The sequence below is a fragment of the Patescibacteria group bacterium genome (assembly GCA_041664365.1).
GTDB lineage: Bacteria > Patescibacteriota > Patescibacteriia > UM-FILTER-42-10 > UM-FILTER-42-10 > JAHJEX01.
In genome coordinates this window covers 1-16,259 of the sequence record JBAYKW010000008.1, presented here as the reverse complement: position 1 = coordinate 16,259, position 16,259 = coordinate 1, and the positions used below count along the sequence as shown (strand labels likewise).

16 protein-coding genes and 1 tRNA gene are annotated in these 16,259 nt (G+C 37.3%); 10 read left to right on the top strand and 7 right to left on the bottom strand.

Going from position 1 to position 16,259, the window contains the following annotated elements; genetic code table 11:
- Nucleotides 1-225 precede the first annotated feature (225 nt).
- The 9 genes from WCW66_05285 (at nt 226) to WCW66_05245 (ending at nt 7,392) form a co-directional block, all read left to right on the top strand.
- On the top strand, nt 226-2,043 hold the full coding sequence (locus WCW66_05285; protein ID MFA6392128.1) for a SpoIID/LytB domain-containing protein: 1,818 nt from the start codon (nt 226-228) through the stop codon (nt 2,041-2,043).
- 3 nt (nt 2,044-2,046) lie between these two features.
- Complete coding sequence (locus WCW66_05280) at nt 2,047-2,325, top strand: hypothetical protein (protein ID MFA6392127.1); 279 nt, start codon at nt 2,047-2,049, stop codon at nt 2,323-2,325.
- Between the two features lie 46 nt (nt 2,326-2,371).
- Nucleotides 2,372-2,851, top strand: a complete 480-nt coding sequence (locus tag WCW66_05275) for a hypothetical protein (GenBank protein MFA6392126.1) — start codon at nt 2,372-2,374, stop codon at nt 2,849-2,851.
- Nucleotides 2,852-3,122: 271 nt separating this feature from the next.
- Nucleotides 3,123-4,031, top strand: coding sequence for a hypothetical protein (locus WCW66_05270; GenBank protein ID MFA6392125.1), 909 nt, complete (start codon nt 3,123-3,125; stop codon nt 4,029-4,031).
- Nucleotides 4,032-4,166: 135 nt separating this feature from the next.
- Nucleotides 4,167-4,580 (top strand): nucleoside 2-deoxyribosyltransferase, encoded by a 414-nt coding sequence (locus WCW66_05265; GenBank protein ID MFA6392124.1) that lies wholly within the window; start codon nt 4,167-4,169, stop codon nt 4,578-4,580.
- Between the two features lie 70 nt (nt 4,581-4,650).
- A complete protein-coding gene (locus WCW66_05260; GenBank protein ID MFA6392123.1) occupies nt 4,651-5,493 on the top strand; it encodes an aldo/keto reductase in 843 nt (280 codons plus the stop codon).
- A gap of 203 nt (nt 5,494-5,696) precedes the next feature.
- On the top strand, nt 5,697-6,107 hold the full coding sequence (locus tag WCW66_05255; protein MFA6392122.1) for a Rid family detoxifying hydrolase: 411 nt from the start codon (nt 5,697-5,699) through the stop codon (nt 6,105-6,107).
- A 10-nt stretch (nt 6,108-6,117) separates the two neighbouring features.
- Complete coding sequence (locus WCW66_05250) at nt 6,118-6,747, top strand: hypothetical protein (protein ID MFA6392121.1); 630 nt, start codon at nt 6,118-6,120, stop codon at nt 6,745-6,747.
- 6 nt (nt 6,748-6,753) lie between these two features.
- Complete coding sequence (locus WCW66_05245; GenBank protein MFA6392120.1) at nt 6,754-7,392, top strand: hypothetical protein; 639 nt, start codon at nt 6,754-6,756, stop codon at nt 7,390-7,392.
- 129 nt (nt 7,393-7,521) lie between these two features.
- Here the strand turns inward: WCW66_05245 and queA are convergent, their stop codons facing one another.
- The 7 genes from queA to WCW66_05210 all read right to left on the bottom strand — a co-directional run bounded on the left by queA (nt 7,522) and on the right by WCW66_05210 (nt 16,008).
- Nucleotides 7,522-8,553: a tRNA preQ1(34) S-adenosylmethionine ribosyltransferase-isomerase QueA gene (gene queA / locus WCW66_05240; protein ID MFA6392119.1), complete on the bottom strand. Its 1,032-nt coding sequence runs from the start codon at nt 8,551-8,553 to the stop codon at nt 7,522-7,524.
- Nucleotides 8,534-9,142, bottom strand: a complete 609-nt coding sequence (locus tag WCW66_05235) for a PH domain-containing protein (GenBank protein MFA6392118.1) — start codon at nt 9,140-9,142, stop codon at nt 8,534-8,536. Before WCW66_05235 ends, queA begins: the two co-directional genes overlap by 20 nt.
- A gap of 265 nt (nt 9,143-9,407) precedes the next feature.
- Nucleotides 9,408-10,430, bottom strand: coding sequence for a Holliday junction branch migration DNA helicase RuvB (ruvB, locus tag WCW66_05230; GenBank protein MFA6392117.1), 1,023 nt, complete (start codon nt 10,428-10,430; stop codon nt 9,408-9,410).
- 796 nt (nt 10,431-11,226) lie between these two features.
- Nucleotides 11,227-12,264 (bottom strand): hypothetical protein, encoded by a 1,038-nt coding sequence (locus WCW66_05225; GenBank protein MFA6392116.1) that lies wholly within the window; start codon nt 12,262-12,264, stop codon nt 11,227-11,229.
- A 2-nt stretch (nt 12,265-12,266) separates the two neighbouring features.
- Nucleotides 12,267-14,117: a VanW family protein gene (locus WCW66_05220; GenBank protein MFA6392115.1), complete on the bottom strand. Its 1,851-nt coding sequence runs from the start codon at nt 14,115-14,117 to the stop codon at nt 12,267-12,269.
- Between the two features lie 129 nt (nt 14,118-14,246).
- On the bottom strand, nt 14,247-14,732 hold the full coding sequence (locus WCW66_05215) for an Hsp20/alpha crystallin family protein (GenBank protein MFA6392114.1): 486 nt from the start codon (nt 14,730-14,732) through the stop codon (nt 14,247-14,249).
- A 715-nt stretch (nt 14,733-15,447) separates the two neighbouring features.
- Nucleotides 15,448-16,008 (bottom strand): methyltransferase domain-containing protein, encoded by a 561-nt coding sequence (locus WCW66_05210; protein MFA6392113.1) that lies wholly within the window; start codon nt 16,006-16,008, stop codon nt 15,448-15,450.
- 74 nt (nt 16,009-16,082) lie between these two features.
- On the opposite strand from WCW66_05210, the gene WCW66_05205 reads away from it, so the two are divergent.
- Nucleotides 16,083-16,157, top strand: a tRNA-Glu gene (locus tag WCW66_05205).
- Nucleotides 16,158-16,259 lie beyond the last annotated feature (102 nt).

The window sequence follows — 16,259 nt, the reverse complement described above, 5'->3', positions numbered from 1 at the left end:
CCAAAGAGACCCCGCCAATTAACTTATTTTTATGCTCCAAATGCATGATATCACTATTCAAATCACATTGACAAATGGTCAATTTTATGATAATATAAACATAGCAGAAGCAACAGTTTCTGGCAAAAATAAAAACCAAGGTACAACTTATGAAATATCAACACAACAACTGCGAAGTGCTTTGACTTTGGTTCAATGAAGCACTTTTTTCTTCTTTGAAAAACAATGAAAAAACAAAAACAAAAATCATTTTTACGGGAAACAAGCTGGCTACTACTGGTGTTCTTGGTTGTTATAATTGCATCATTCACTCTCAATAAAGTCGGTCATTATTTGGAAAATAATCAGCTGATTCTCCCTGCCAATGCATCAAGCTATGAAAATAATATTTCAAATAAATATAAGGCGGAACTGATCAGCAAGAGTTATAAAATAATAAACATCAACCCGGGTGGAAGACTGACTTTTGAAGCAAAATTTAAGAACACCGGGACGGAAACCTGGTACAATAATTCAAAAAATTTCCTAGCATTAAACGTTACCAACCCGACAGGAAGAAACAGTAACTTCCGGGATGTTTTTTGGCCGGCATACTACCGTCCGAGTAAAATGCAGACGTCCGTCGTCAAACCGGGAGAAACAGGAATTTTTCGTTTTGCATTAACCGCCCCGAAAGTAGTCGGTGAATATTCGGAAAAATTCGGATTGGTCGCCGAACACCTGACCTGGATCAGCGGTGGTGATCTGGAAATCGTAATGCGTGTCGGTAATCCCCTTCCGCATTTTTCAGCAAAATTAGTTGCTCAATCAAACAAGGAGATAAATATCGAACCCGGTAAAGCTTTCACCGCGTGGGTGGAGTTTAAAAATACCGGCTCTCAAACCTGGTACCCGAATGGGAACCACTTCGTTGCTTTGAATATCAATAAACCGATCGGCAGAACCAGTTCCTTCCGGCACAGCCTCTGGCCGACTGCATATCGCCCGACGATTATGAAGGGGGTCCCCGTAAAAACCGGGGAGAAGGTGCGGTTTACTTTTGCCCTGCAGGCACCTGATACCCTGGGAAGCTATACAGAAAATTTTGGCCTGGTTGCGGAAAACCTTACCTGGATAAAAAGCGGCGGGTTAAAAATCAAAATAAATGTGACCAATGGTGTCCAACCTGTCCATGAAACTCTCGGCGAACCTGATATCAGAGTCGGGTTGTATCCAACAACGGCCGGAGTCTCAGTTTCTGGAAGTGGCGACTATGAAGTAAGAGATACTAACAACACACTGATTGGCAGTTTTGCTAAAGACAGTATTATTACGCTTAAATATGAGAATAACAGCTATTCCCTTGTCACTGCGCATGAAACAATTATTTCAAATTTACCGCTCCGGGCAATCCCGAAAAGCACAGATACAATTATGGAAATTACCAACTACGAACATCGGCCGGAGTGGAACACATCACTCAACGATAACCGTTTCCGGGGAATTATAGAAATTCACTATGCCAGTGCAACAAATAAATTATGGGTTATCAACGAATTACCTTTGGAATCATATTTAAGAGGCATCGCCGAGGCCAGCAATGACAATGACCCGGATTATTTAAAAGCCCTACTGACAGCCGCGCGTACTTATGCAATATATCATTACCAAACTGGTACAAAACATGCTGATGAAAACTTCACAATTGACGCGGTCAATGACCAGGTCTACCGCGGATACGGTCTGGAAACCCGCTCACCGAATATTACCCAAGCGATTATTGATACGGAAGGAGTAATGGTGACCTATGAAAATGAAATAGTTGTCACACCATATTTTTCGCAAACTGACGGCCGAACCAGATCGTGGGAAGAAGTCTGGTCCGGCGGACCTTACAACTGGCTTGTTTCCGTTGACGACCCGGGATGTAATGGAAGGACATTACTCGGGCACGGGGTCGGTCTAAGTGCCTACGGTGCGCGTTCCATGGCAGAGAATGGTAGTTTATATGAAGATATTTTAAAACACTACTACCGTGGGACTGAACTGATAAAACAATATTAACTCATGAAAACATTACTTTTTATTATTATTTTCGCCATTGTCGCAATATTGATTTGGTCTGTCAGTAAACCGAACAATGCAGATATTAATCAAAACATAGAGAATGCGGACAATATTGAATTAAATCCCGGCAATATAAAGGATGTATATGAATTACGAAAGTTAAATGACTGTGTTAAAAAATGTACTAAATTATTCTGCGAAGAAGAATCCGGCAAAACCGTTTGTTTTGATACAATTGGTTTGAATGAATGCGCAGACGCATGCGGGTGGGAGGACTAAAAAAGTTTAATTAATCAGCAAAAATAATTAACTAAGCAATAAAATTATGAATCATCCATTCGAAGGAAGATTAAATGAAGCGGCACTTGATCAGCAAGCATTAAAATATGCTCAAAAGGCAGTTAATGAAGCTTTAAAAAATACTGACATGATACGAGCCGCGTTATCATTATACGATGAAGAAATTGATGCTGGGGCTGATCCAAAGCAAGCGATTCATGACATGTATTCAAGAATAGAGGAAGAGGTTGTAAAACATTTGTTTGAAGGACACGATCTACCAACTAATGAAGATGAAATTGAAGAAATGCTAGATGTATTAGATAATGATGATGAAAATAATAGTGGCAAGACTGCCGATCAGGATTCAACCGATAGAAGGCATCAGTTAGCTGAAAAAGGTCATATTATGGAACGTGTCGCCCAAGAATATGAAAGAATTAATTTCATTGATCTGATAAAAAGTTCAATAGGGGGATCTAATGATGAAAACAGTGTTGAAGTACTAAGAAGACACGTCCAATAAGTATAATCATAGATTATCGAATATCATTGTTGAATTATCAATAAAGAGTGTTTATAAATAAAAGAAGTCGCATTTTCGAATCGCGACTTCTTTCTTTTTTCTATTTAATCAGCATAACATCGGCGAAACTATAAAAACGATAGTTTCTTTTCTTGGCAATTTGATTAATAAATTATTTACTTTTAAGCTAATTTTGGCTATGCTGTTAACAGGTACTCAAATACACTATTAGGTGAAGAAGTAATAAATTACTATATTTATTAATAAAATCATGGAATTTGGAACACGAAAGGAAACGCAATCTACGGAACAGGGCTCATCTATAGATGAAACTGTGAGTGATCCAAAAAGTCTGCTTCGAAGTCCCGATGAAGTGGAAAAAATAAAATATGAAGATAGATATGCTTATTCGGCAACAAACGGCGAGGAAAATATTTTTATTGATGGCAGAAAACATACAAATCAATTACAAAAGATCCATGATTTTGAAAAAACACTTGCTGAAATCAATCCTGATCTTGTTTTAACCGAGGTGGCTAGCACACTGGAAACATATTTTCCAGGAAAAACAATTGATGAAATATCGGCAATGGATCCTAAAGAAATAATAGATCGACAGGAACAATTATATTTTACCTGGCTAGCCAGAAAACAAGGATTCAAAGTTCAATCATGGGATATCTCGGGCTTAGACCAATTAAAGGCTGTCTTAAATATAAAAGCTGAAAACAATGAATTAAAGCATAACACCACCGAAGCAATAACATGGCTGGCAACTTATGGAATGAGAAAATTGTATGAAGATGGCAAAGAACCATCCTTGGAAGCTTTATATGACCTGATTTTATTTGCGGTTCCGGGAGTAGAAAAATATCTAGACTTAACTTCAGAAAAAATTGCCGAAGTAGTTGAAAAAGAAGCCGGATTACCATTTAATGAATTAGCATCCAGGTCGCAGAATGAAGCTCTTCGTGCGAAAGATCAAGATTTATTTACAAAATCTTCCGATCCTTCACCAGACTCCGTAGCTCACGATATGAATACTATGAGAGATAATAACGCAATTGATGTTATTTTGGATGCTAAAAAAAGTGGTCATAAAAATATTTTAGTAACCGCGGGCGCGACTCATGCAGTGGTTTGGGAAAAGGCAATAAAAAATATTTATAGATCATCTTAGTATTAAAAATGTGAACTGTAATTTAATTTACTTTTAAGCTAATTTTGGCTATGCTGTTAACAGATGCGTAAATACAGTATTAGGAAAAATTGAAAGACTCATAACCCCTTTAAATAAACAAGATATTAAAAAGATATGAAAATTTATTTTGCTGGATCAATACGTGGTGGTAGGGATGATATGGATTTATATTTTAAATTAATCCAACACCTCGCTACATACGGCCAAGTTTTAACCGAACACCTTGGTGATAAAAATCTCACTAGTGTAGGTGAAGACATTACCGATGAACTTATCTATAATCGTGATATGGCATGGGTGAAAGAAGCTGATGTTATAATTGCTGAAGTATCAACCCCTTCGCTTGGTATTGGCTATGAAATTGGTAAAGCTGAAAATATAGATAAAAAAATATTGTGTTTGTATAGAGAGCAGGCCGATAAAAGATTATCAGCGATGATAAGTGGAAACTCTAATATAAAAGTAGTAAGGTATAATACTTTAGAAGAGGCAATAAACAATGTTGATGATTATTTTAAATTGCTATAATAACGAGTCTTTTAACATCATCCATCATCGTATATCCGACACGAATGAAAATAAGATTAACTTATAAAAGATGAAATTTGCAAACGTCACATCTGCAATACAGATACCAGTAATCGGTATTGGTACTTGGGGAATGGGTGGAGATTTAACACCAAAATATAATAATGATCAGAAATGTATTGAAGCTTTAGAAAATGCTATAAAACTTGGGTTGACGCATATCGATACAGCTGAAATATATGCCCAAGGACACACTGAAGAATTGGTAGGTCAAGCAATAAAAAGTTTTGATAGAAAAAGATTGTTTATTACAACCAAAGTAGCTAAGGAAAACTTAAGTTATGATGGAATAATAAAAGCAATGGACGATAGTCTGATGAGACTTGATACCCCTTATGTTGATTTATACTTAATTCATTCTTCAAACCCAGATTTCTCAATAGAAAATAGTATGCGAGCTATGAATCATTTAGTAGAAACTAATAAAACTAAATTTATAGGAGTGAGCAATTTTTCTGTTTTACAGTTAAAAGAAGCACAAAAATTCAGTCAAAATAAAATAGTGGCCAACCAGATTGAATACAATTTAATAACTAGAAATGTGGGGCAAAATACTGCTAATATGGAATCTGATATAATTCCATTCTGTCAAAATAATAATATACTTATTATAGCTTATCGCCCTTTTGCCAGAGGAGATTTATTTAATACTGACTTTCCTATTCTTGAACAATTATCAAAAAAATACGGCAAGACAAAAGCCCAAATAGCGTTGAATTGGCTAGTATCAAAACAAGGGGTAATCACAATACCGAAAGCATTAAATTTAGAACACTTACAAGAAATTGCTACTTCAGCAGACTGGCAAATGAATAAAGAAGATTTGAAGAAATTAGATAATTTTTCAAGATAATCTTCTTCCTCTATAACCACCCACACACGTCCCTCACTTGGGCTGTTTTTATTTAATCAGCATCGCATCCCCGAAACTATAGAAACGATAGTTTTTTTCTTTGTATTTTAATTAAAAAAATTATTTACTTTTTAGCTAATGTTGGCTATGATGCCAATAGGTGTGTAAACAACCTCTTAGGCGAAATTCAATAACCAAATAATATGAAAAAAACAATTACATCATCTAAAGCGCCAGTAGCACCAAAGTTATATTCTCAAGCAATTTTAGAATCTTCAAAGTATAGATTGGAGATTTCCGGTCAAATTGGCATCAGCATAGATACGGGAAAATTAGTAGAAGGTGGAATTGAGATAGAAACAAAACAAACATTTAATAATATAGAAGCTATTTTATCTGAAGTTGGTTGGACTTTAGATAATTTAACCAAAGTGCGTATATATTTAATTGATATGGCTGAATATGCTAAAGTAAACGAAATATATACTGCTAAATTTAAAGACATTTTACCCACTAGAATTGCCCTGGCAGTTCAAGCCTTACCATTAGGAGCTCGCATTGAAATAGAATGTGTCGCAACTGGTGATGAAATAAAAAATGATAAGAATATCTGATTTAAAAAATATGTTTACAAAGAAAGATTTTTCCCGAATGTACTGGCTTAGCGGATCAGTTTGTTCTGGAAAAACTACGATCTCTTCTTTGATTGCAGAACGTCTGAATTGGAATGTATATCACTCTGATGAATGGATAGATCAACACCGTGAAAAAGCATCCCCCACAGAACATCCTACCTTTTACAAAATCTCCCGAATTACTGGTGATGATCTTTGGCTTCGACCTCTCGAAGAACAAATTGCTACAGAAGAATCATTTTCAGATGAAGAATTTGAGTTAATTAAAGAAGATTTGAAGCAATGTCTGAAAGAAGACAAAAGGCCTTTGCTATTTGATGGATATGTATCTCCGCACACCCTTGCTCCATTGCTGGCATCACCTCAACATGTATACTATTTAATAGCTACCAAAGAGTTCCAATTACACAACTACAGTAAACGACCCTGGATAAACAATGTCCTTGCTAAAACTTCAGATAGAAAATTAGCATGGCGCAATTGGATGCAAAGAGATATTGCGTCTGCACGTATCTTAAAAGAACAAGTGATACAAGAAAATTTATCGTGGCTTTCCGTAGATGGATCATTAAACATTTCAGAGACTACTAATCAGATTATTCAGCATTATAAGAAATAAAAATATATGATAAAAATAGATAGATTATTAATCAAAGATGATCAAAATAATTTATTTAAAATATTTAACATACTAAGTGAATCCGATAAACACAAGGAGCCTTATGTAAAAATATGTTTCCCAAAAAATAAATTTGGAGGAGCATTATATGACGTAGATAAGTCTAGTGAAATTATTGACAACTACTATAAACAATTTAAACGTTTAAATATAGAACTTATAGAATTTACTTACCATTATATATCAGGTGTATCCCATTTTAAATCTAAGAATGGCCATATACTACAAATAAAAAAATTACCAGGTATCAAATCAAAAATCCCTATTAATATTTTAAAAATCATTATATTTGATTTGGATTCCCTGCATACTTTTAACAACCAAATTATACCAGGTTACTTTATTATCCCTAATAAATTCAATTTAAAACAAGGCCGAATAATTGATATTTATATAAATCAAAAAGAAGACCCTAATATAGAGGTTGGTAATAAAGAGGGTATAAATTATTTTGATAAATATGAATTTATTGATAATGAATATGGTATACGCATAACATTAACGGACCAAGAGTTTAAAAATAAACCTGCCAATAACGGCATTACTTTCCACCGACCACTTAACCCAACCGCTAATTTTTTTTAGAATACATCACCAATTACCCCGTACACAGCCTATATTACACCTATAGTAAATTGAAATTCGGAGTTTAAATGCCTAAATTAAGTAAACGAAGTCGCGATTTCGAAATCGCGGCTTCTTTCTTATTGATTCTTATTTAATCAGCATCGCATCACCAAAACTATAAAAACGATAGTTTTTTTCCTTGGCAATCTCATATGCACGCAGGATATTCTTCCTGCCGGCAAAAGCGGATACCAGCATCAGCAGAGTTGATTCCGGCAGATGAAAATTAGTGATCATAGCATCCACAAATTTGAACTTGAATCCGGGATAAATAAAAATATTCACCCATGCTTTGAAAGATTCCTTTGGGGGATTTTTTTTATTCTTCAATTCGGCCATAACCGTTTCCAATACACGTACGCTAGTTGTACCGACCGCAATAATTCTGCGTCCATCTTTCTTAGCCTGCCATAACTTTGCCAATGTTTCTTTTGGTACATCAACAAACTCCGGATGCATTTTATGTTTGGTAATATCGGATACCTTTACCGGCTGGAACGTACCCAGTCCCACGTGCAGGGTAACCTCCTGGAATTCTACCCCTTTCCTTTTCAGGCTGTTGATTAATCCTTTGGTAAAATGAAAGCCGGCGGTCGGGGCAGCAACTGAACCTTCTTTCTTTGCGTACACCGTTTGGTATTTTTTCAGATCAGATTTCTCTTTAATGTATGGCGGTACCGGAGCTTCACCGATTTTTTTGTACAGTTTTTCAAACTCCTCACCTTTTTTATTAAAACTTACAATCCAGGTCCCGCCCTCCTTCCTTTCAATCAGCGTTGCTTTTAAATTTTTCGGAAATAAAACAGTTAAATTTTCTTTCTGCCCTTTCCCACCGACCAGTACTTCCCACAGCCCCTTACCAACCTTGTTCAGAAGAAATATCTCCATCTTCCCGCCGGTTTCTTTTTGTCCAAGCAACCTAGCTGGGATTACCTTGGAGTTATTCATGACAACGACATCCCCTTTGTTTAAAAACTCCGAAATATCGTAAAAATGCTTGTGCTGTAATTCTCCGCTATTTTTATCCAAAACTAAAAGTCTCGAGTGGTCTCGAGGATTAACGGGCTTTTGCGCTATATGCTTATTAGGAAGTAGGTAGTTAAAATGTTTGAGATACATTGTCTTTAGCTTCCGATTGATCATTTTGCAACTGGCTGGTCGGATTATTTAAGCCGTTCTTATGCTCTGCCAATCTATGAAGTTCAGTGATTTTTGTTGCTACTTCCTGGGGATTCGGAATTTTTTCAAAAACAAAACGCTTTTCTTCCGCTGCAGTTTGAATATGGACATCGCCAAATTTCAGTATGGTCGCCAGCTTTCCTTTCACCTCACTGGTAACATCCTGTATCGTACTCATATTCAATTCTGAGACAGTCCTGGAAAAAAGTGCTTTTTGTTCAATATTAATAATTCTTTGGTCAGTTACTACCCACACGTCCAAATAATAGTCGATCCAATGATGGAAAAAGAAAAGCCAAATAAATAAGTAATATGAGCTTGCACTGAAAAATATCAGTACGGATATTGGTGAATCCTTATCCCAGACAAATTCCGTAAATCTTAAAAATACTATAAAAATAATTATCGGCAGAACAATCTCCAAAATCAAGACAAGAAAATACCCTATTATTTCGTGCCAGTGTCTTCTCAGCAACAAAACGATCTCCTCGTTTGGCCTCTTGTCTGGAAAATATTTAAATGGATCCATAGGTTAGTTGAAAGAAAAATTAAACTGGATATTAGAGAATAGCGTAATTGATTCAGACCAGTCAATATCAATGGAGAAAATGAATGTTGAAATAAAAATTACCAGTGAGCCGGCAAAATAAAGAAAAACCATCAGCTTGGTTGACGAGTCCCAATACCCAAAACGGAATATGTGATACAACAAAATTGCGCTAAAAATTAAATATATGAAAATTACTACCGCATATCCTATTAGTAATACATAAAGTGGGAAGGTCATTCTCGCTTCAAATCAATTTATTTTGATAATCACCCGGTAAATCTATGCCCAGATGTTTATAAGCCTGCTCCGTTATTACTCTGCCTCTGGCCGTTCGGGCGATAAATCCCATCTGAAGCAGAAACGGTTCGTAGATTTCTTCGATCGTTTCTTTTTCTTCACTGGTTGCGGCGGCAATAGTGTTTATCCCCACCGGCCCGCCGTTAAACTTTTTGATAATTGTCTCAAGTATCCTGCGATCCACGACATCTAAGCCTAAAGGATCAATCTCAAGACGGCTGAGCGCGTCCTGCGCTATTTCTTTATCAATTTTTTCTCGTGATTCAACCTGCGCAAAATCTCTTACTCTCTTCAGAATACGGTTGGCAATGCGCGGAATGCGTCTTGATCGCTTCGCGATTTCTTCCAGAGCGCCGGGCAGAACATCAATCCCTAATATTTTTGCCGACCTTCTCAATATTTCTTCCATATGTTTGTCGGTATATTCATCTAACCGGTATGTAATGCCGAAACGGTCACGGAGCGGAGCAGATAACAGACTGGCTCTGGTTGTCGTACCGATAATCGTAAACTGAGGCAGATCCAGGCGAAGCGTCCGCGCCGCCGGTCCTTTGCCGACAACTATATCCAAAGAATAATCTTCCATCGCCGGATATAATGTTTCTTCCACAATCCTTGGTAGTCGGTGGATCTCATCAATAAATAAAATATCTCCGTCATTCAAGTTGGTTAGAATCGCACCCAGATCTCCCGCACGTTCTATCGCCGGTCCCGAAGTAACACGGATGTTTACCCCCATTTCATTTGCAATAATATGCGCCAGGGTTGTTTTACCGATTCCCGGAGGACCATAAACCAAAGTATGCTCAATCGCCTCTTTTCTTTGCTGAGCTGCCTGCATAAATATTTGGAGGTTTTTTTTGATTTTTTCCTGCCCGACAAACTCACTGAGCGCGCGCGGTCTCAATGTCAGATCCAGTGTTTTATCCTCCGGTTTATCTTTGGCTGTAATTATTTTTTCCGCTTCCATTAGTGTCTTTTTGAGTAAAGTTACACCAAAATCTTATCACTTCCTACCCCCCTTGACAAGTTATATCTAATATGATATCCTACTCTGTTGCCTTAAAAAAGGTGACAAATCTTCACCTTTATAGATAGTATCTTTTAATCTGCGCTCACGACAAGCATGGGAACTCATCTTTAGGTTTTTTCTGGGTTTACCTAGAACTTTCCTCTGATGAATTCTCTTGAGCGCAGTTCAATGGATATTATCAAAACCCCACAAATTTGCGGGGTTTTTGCTTTTTATCCTTAAAAATTGATTTGTTCAGAGAGACAATTAATGCTATAAAATTACTTTTTCTTTCTAAGAAGAAACTTTCTAAATAAAGGCACAAACGCGTCTGCAGTTGCATAAATTATTGAAAATACAGAAACTATTAAAAAATACGAATATGGACCGCGTTTACTCGTAACATACAGATAAGACGGCGAAAAAAATATTAGAATAATGATAAAAGACCAAAAAAATGTATTGATGTATGACTTTAACTGATAGTAAAATTTATTTTTGCTTTTGGCATTTCTAAAATATTTTGTAGCACTTAAGAACCATGTGAATAATTTAGATTTTGGGAAAGAAAAAAAGAGACCCATAATTGTAGCAAGAATGACCGCCCAATAGTAATTGATCATCGGTTCTTCAACACAAACATTGCTTTTATACAAAGAACTTCGACCGGTGAAACATAAAGTACCATATATTACAAAATATAAAAACCAGGGCATCAAGAATCCTAAAATTTTGAAATTTTTATCTGTTTTTATCATTTCAATGAAAAATTTATTTCATTGTTGAATATCCATATTTCTTCAAAATTCTTTAATGGAACAATATTGCTTTTTATCTTCTCATGTGGCATCTCTTTCACCGATTCTAACTGCTGAGGCGAGAGAATCCTCTCTACATATTCATCGCCCCTCTTTTCTAACACGCCAAATCCGGTCCAGAACTTGGTTACTGATGACGCAGAAGTTCCAACAGCGATCGATCCGCCCGGAATGGGTGTAGCAGTTAAATCAACTTTTCCTAAACCGCGTACTGCCTGACTGATCTTCGAAAGCCGGCAATAACCGTCATGTACTATGGGACCCCGCCGTATTTTTTCTTCTTTTTCATCACTTGAAAGCGACTCCCAGTTCTCAGCACCCTGCCATTGGATGTTTAAAATAGATGATGCATTTTTTTTATCCTTTCTTTCAGCTGTCCATCCGTTTTTATATTCATTTTCAACATCCATAATCATTTGATTAAGTTCTGCCTGATATTCTCCATTATTCGGATACAGAGATTCAAACGACTTTAATTCAACTTTCAAATTTATCGGTAAATAAGGATGAATTATACTAAGCAGATTATCAAATGAATCGCGATACTCCTGACAATCATTTTCCGGAATATTACTCTGGAGTTTCATAACTGAAGGATGAGCTGCCCAGAAAACAATTTTAATTCCCGGTTCATACACTTTTGCAATCATCGATGCATATTCTACCAGATATGAAATTGTAAATAGTTCCGCCCAATCAACTAGCGGAGCGGACGGAAAACGCCAAAGCTTATAACCACCAAAAAACCAGGAAAGTTCGAATGGTTCATTTTTTGCAACTGCATAAGTTATCGATTTTTTTATTTCACCGGCATATTCGTCACTTGTTTTCCATTTTCTGAATTTCTTAAGCATGAGCATCCGATAAATAAAATCCTGTACGCCGTACAATTTAAAAAACTCGCGATCAACAGGTCTTAACTCGGTTTGAGCGCAAGTCTCTAACTTCCCTTTCAGATATTCATTTGGATCCATCGCTATTCTGGCTTAGGTTCTTCACTTAACTTTTCCACCCCTTTCAAACACACCTCCTGCCAAGGCTTATATTTGCTGGTAAAATTCTGTTCTTTAACTTCACCTTCCTCATAAGTTACCTTATAGTCAAATGATGCGGTTACGCCGGTATGTGCCTTCTCCGTGCACTTAGTCACGCCCGGAGCAAGATCAGTTGTCTCCACTATTTTTGTGGCGGGGGGACTTACATAATTTGAAAGCACGGGAGTTGTCTGTTCCGCTACCCTGCCGTCTTTTGTACCCCACATTTCAAAAGTCATTATGTTTTCTTCAATTTTGGTTTGAATTAAAATATAATGTTTTGTGTCATTGATAAATTTAAAATCAGGCGCCGGATCATAAATTGTAGCATCCGTTCCTACGGGGAAATAGTAGGAAACCGAATAAGAGTGATTTTGTCGGTTAGTAATCGGCAGGCCGGTATTCAGTGCGGTCCTAAACATAGTAGTTCCGAACTGGCATGCGCCACCACCAAGCTCAGGGACAGTTTTATTCCCTTTAATCACCAATTCCGGCAACCAGCCCTCGGATGCTTCAAAACTGCCCAGGGCTTTCAGCAGTGAAAATTCCTCTCCGGGTTTGATTAATATCCCGTTCAACTTTTCCGCGCCCAGCTTGATATTCGCTCTTCTATTCGTGGGGCTGCCGGTAAAATCAGACTTACCCGTACCAATCAGTTCTTTGATCCCAAGATCATTTACATTGCCGACAGAAATTTCCGGTTCTTCAGTTTTAACAACCAGGCTTGTTTCTTTACCGCTATTGTTAATAATATCTTCGGTAATTTTCTGTATCGTTTTTTCTGAATCAATAATTACCCCCGGTCTACTGCCCTGGAATTCCACAACTCTGTCCGCCTCCATTCTGAATTTACCATCCGATACCGGGATATCCACTACTTCGCGCAAAGTATCAAGATATTTTCCAACTGTTTCTCCGTCTAACCCGATTTTGATTCCTGACTGAGCATCGGGTAGAAAGTTTAACCATTCGCGGAATTCTTCTTCCGAAATTTCCCAGGCTTTGTCATCGTAATTTATTTTAAACGGTGCATACTTTGCTATTTTTTCCGCATCAGATAAAAATGCAGTGGCTTGTTTTTGTGTTATCTGAATCGGATCAAATATTAATTCCATGTTTATTGATCCCGGCTGAAGTGATACAAATTTATTTTTTACCTCATTCATTATTAAATCATAATCAAATACCTTTCCCGACTGCTCCTTCGTAATTGAGAAGGATAAATCATCATTCACTGCCAAAGATGCATCAATATGGGGCGATTCAAATTGTGAAAATTTTTCTTTCAAAACAATCTCAACTTTACTCAAATCTAAAAAGTATTCGACAGGGATATCTCTTCCGAACATGAGCGCTGCTAATTGATCCCTGAGCTTATTCAAATATGATCCTCTTCTTCCCGTCAGATATGCTTCATCAATCATCGTATTACCATCAAAATAGAATATTTCATATTCAACACCACTTTCAATGCTTGTCATTTTAGAGTCTAAGACCAATTCCGTATCTTGATAAATAAACACCAAACCCTCATCTTCAATACCAATTATTGCATTTTCAATTTGATCTATTCCTTCCATGTAAGATAAACCCTGTAATTTTTTTTGTCCTACCGAAACACCGGGGTATATCTTCTGTTCATAAAGATTCGAATAAACTGCGACGGCAGCAACAAAAAAAACAACGATACATATCAAAACTGTAAATATCGCCGGGAGATGACTCTTTCTTTTTTGCTTGTTAGTTTTCTTTTCAGCAGTCTCTTTTTTCTTTTTGCTTTTTTTTTCTGGCATAAATTATCTCAAATTACTGTAGTCTTACATCCACAACTAAACGAATTCTGGGCTAATACGCATCCAGACATAAATATTATTCCCCTAAATTCCTATTCAGTATCTGAATCGGAATTTATAGACACGCTACTACTTTTTTTCTTTAACCTTAATACTTGTAGCCTTAGTCTTGATAGCTCTGGGAAGAACGACTGTTAAAATTCCATTTTCTAATTCCGCGTCAACCTTATCCTCTTTCACTTCAACCGGAAGAATAATCGAGCGGGAAAACCCTCCCCAATAACATTCCTGGTAGAAGTAATCCTCCTTTGCCACTTCTTCCTGTTTTTGGCGCAGACCGCGGATTGTAACCATGTCATTATTGATGGAGATATCAATATCCTCTGATTTAACTCCGGCGATCGTTGATTTGATAATAATTGAATCTTCAGTCTGATAGACATCAACTGATAATTGACCGTCATAATTTTCTTCTAACCAACCGCCATGATCGACTTCCGGAGAATCCGTAATTGAATCGTTTTGCTGTTCTTTGACAGCATCCGCCCAGAACTCTTCCTCCGCAATATCATCCGTCACTAGTTTATCTGAAGATTGTGATTTTATTTTTGGCATGAAACCAACCTCCTATTTATATTTATTTATAACTATATTATAAAATATAATGGGAGGATTGACAAATATTACATATTGGGCTAATCTCTACTGTCCCAATCCCAAAACATGGCTTGGGACGCGAGCAAGCCGCATCCTTGAAAGGGGGTGTAAGTAATGCCACACAGACAACTCTACAGGGTCTGCCCGAATCCGGAGTGTAAGCATCCGGTACAGGCAGAAAAGCCGATCTGTCCGGAATGTCAGACCGCTCTGTCCGCTTTTGACCTGCCGCTCTACCGGCAGTGTCATGAGTGCCGAGCCCTGATACCTCAAGGCCAGGACGGGTGCACATGCAGGACCAAATAGCTCCACGGCGGCGAAGAATGAAGTTTCGATACATCTCTTCCCGCCTTTTTTTATTTCTTAGGCCATTGACTATGTTAATAATCCGTGCTAGCATTGGGTTTCCAAAATAGCCTGCTCCTTCTCTACCCCACGATCCCGGGAGGTCAACCATGAGTGCGCTAAAGCAAGCACCAAACGAAACTCCCCGGCACATCGGGGAATGGATTACGTGTCCTTGCGGATGGATCCTTAACGCACCCAAACAGTGCCCGAAATGCGGGCGCAAACACAAACTCGACACCGAGCCTCCCGCCAACCGGCGGATTACGCTCCGGGGAGTAAATTGAACCGTCCAGTTTCTCCCTTTTTTTATTTAATAAACTCTTTATTACAATTTATTATATATAAAAAGGTAACTTGGTTTCTTTTTCTTATTAAGCAAAACTTTAGTCTCTTTAAAACCAGTTGCATTTTTTAACGGAAACAAATGAGATACAATTTTTGCTCCGGCTGAAAGTTCATCAGTTAATTTTTTTTCAATAATTGAAAGCCCCTCCGGTGTTAAAAAGCACATAACAATATTGATCCCATTCAGGGGATATTGGGTAAAATCACCCTTAACAAATTTTATTTTCTTTTTATTTTGAAATAGCAATTTTAATCGGGAGATTAAATACAAAATCGGCGATTTTTCAATCCCGATTACTTCCCCGTCATGCTTTTTGGCAACGGCGAACACTATCCTTCCGGTACCGCTCCCTATATCGATAATCCGATCTCCATTTTTTATCCCGGCTGCTTCAATCATTTTTCTAATTGTCTTCCGGTTTGTCGGAACGTAGGGAACAGGATTTTTAAAACTCTGCATTACATAGCCCATATAAAAAACCATTCCGATTGCCACCAGCAATAAAGCAAATTGAATAAATACTAAAATATTGTAAATCATGGAAGTATTATAACACTTTCCCTGACCATTGACGAAAAATATATTTTCCGATAGGATACGTTAAGTATGCTTATGCCGCCTTCGTCTAGTGGTTAGGACATTAGGTTTTCATCCTGAAAACAGGGGTTCAATTCCCCTAGGCGGTACCACAAATATTTTATAAGCTAGTAATATTTCTACCGCGATTCGCTATATTAAAACTAGGAATTGAAGGGTTGAAGCGAGACAAACCTGTACCGAATGGTACAGGA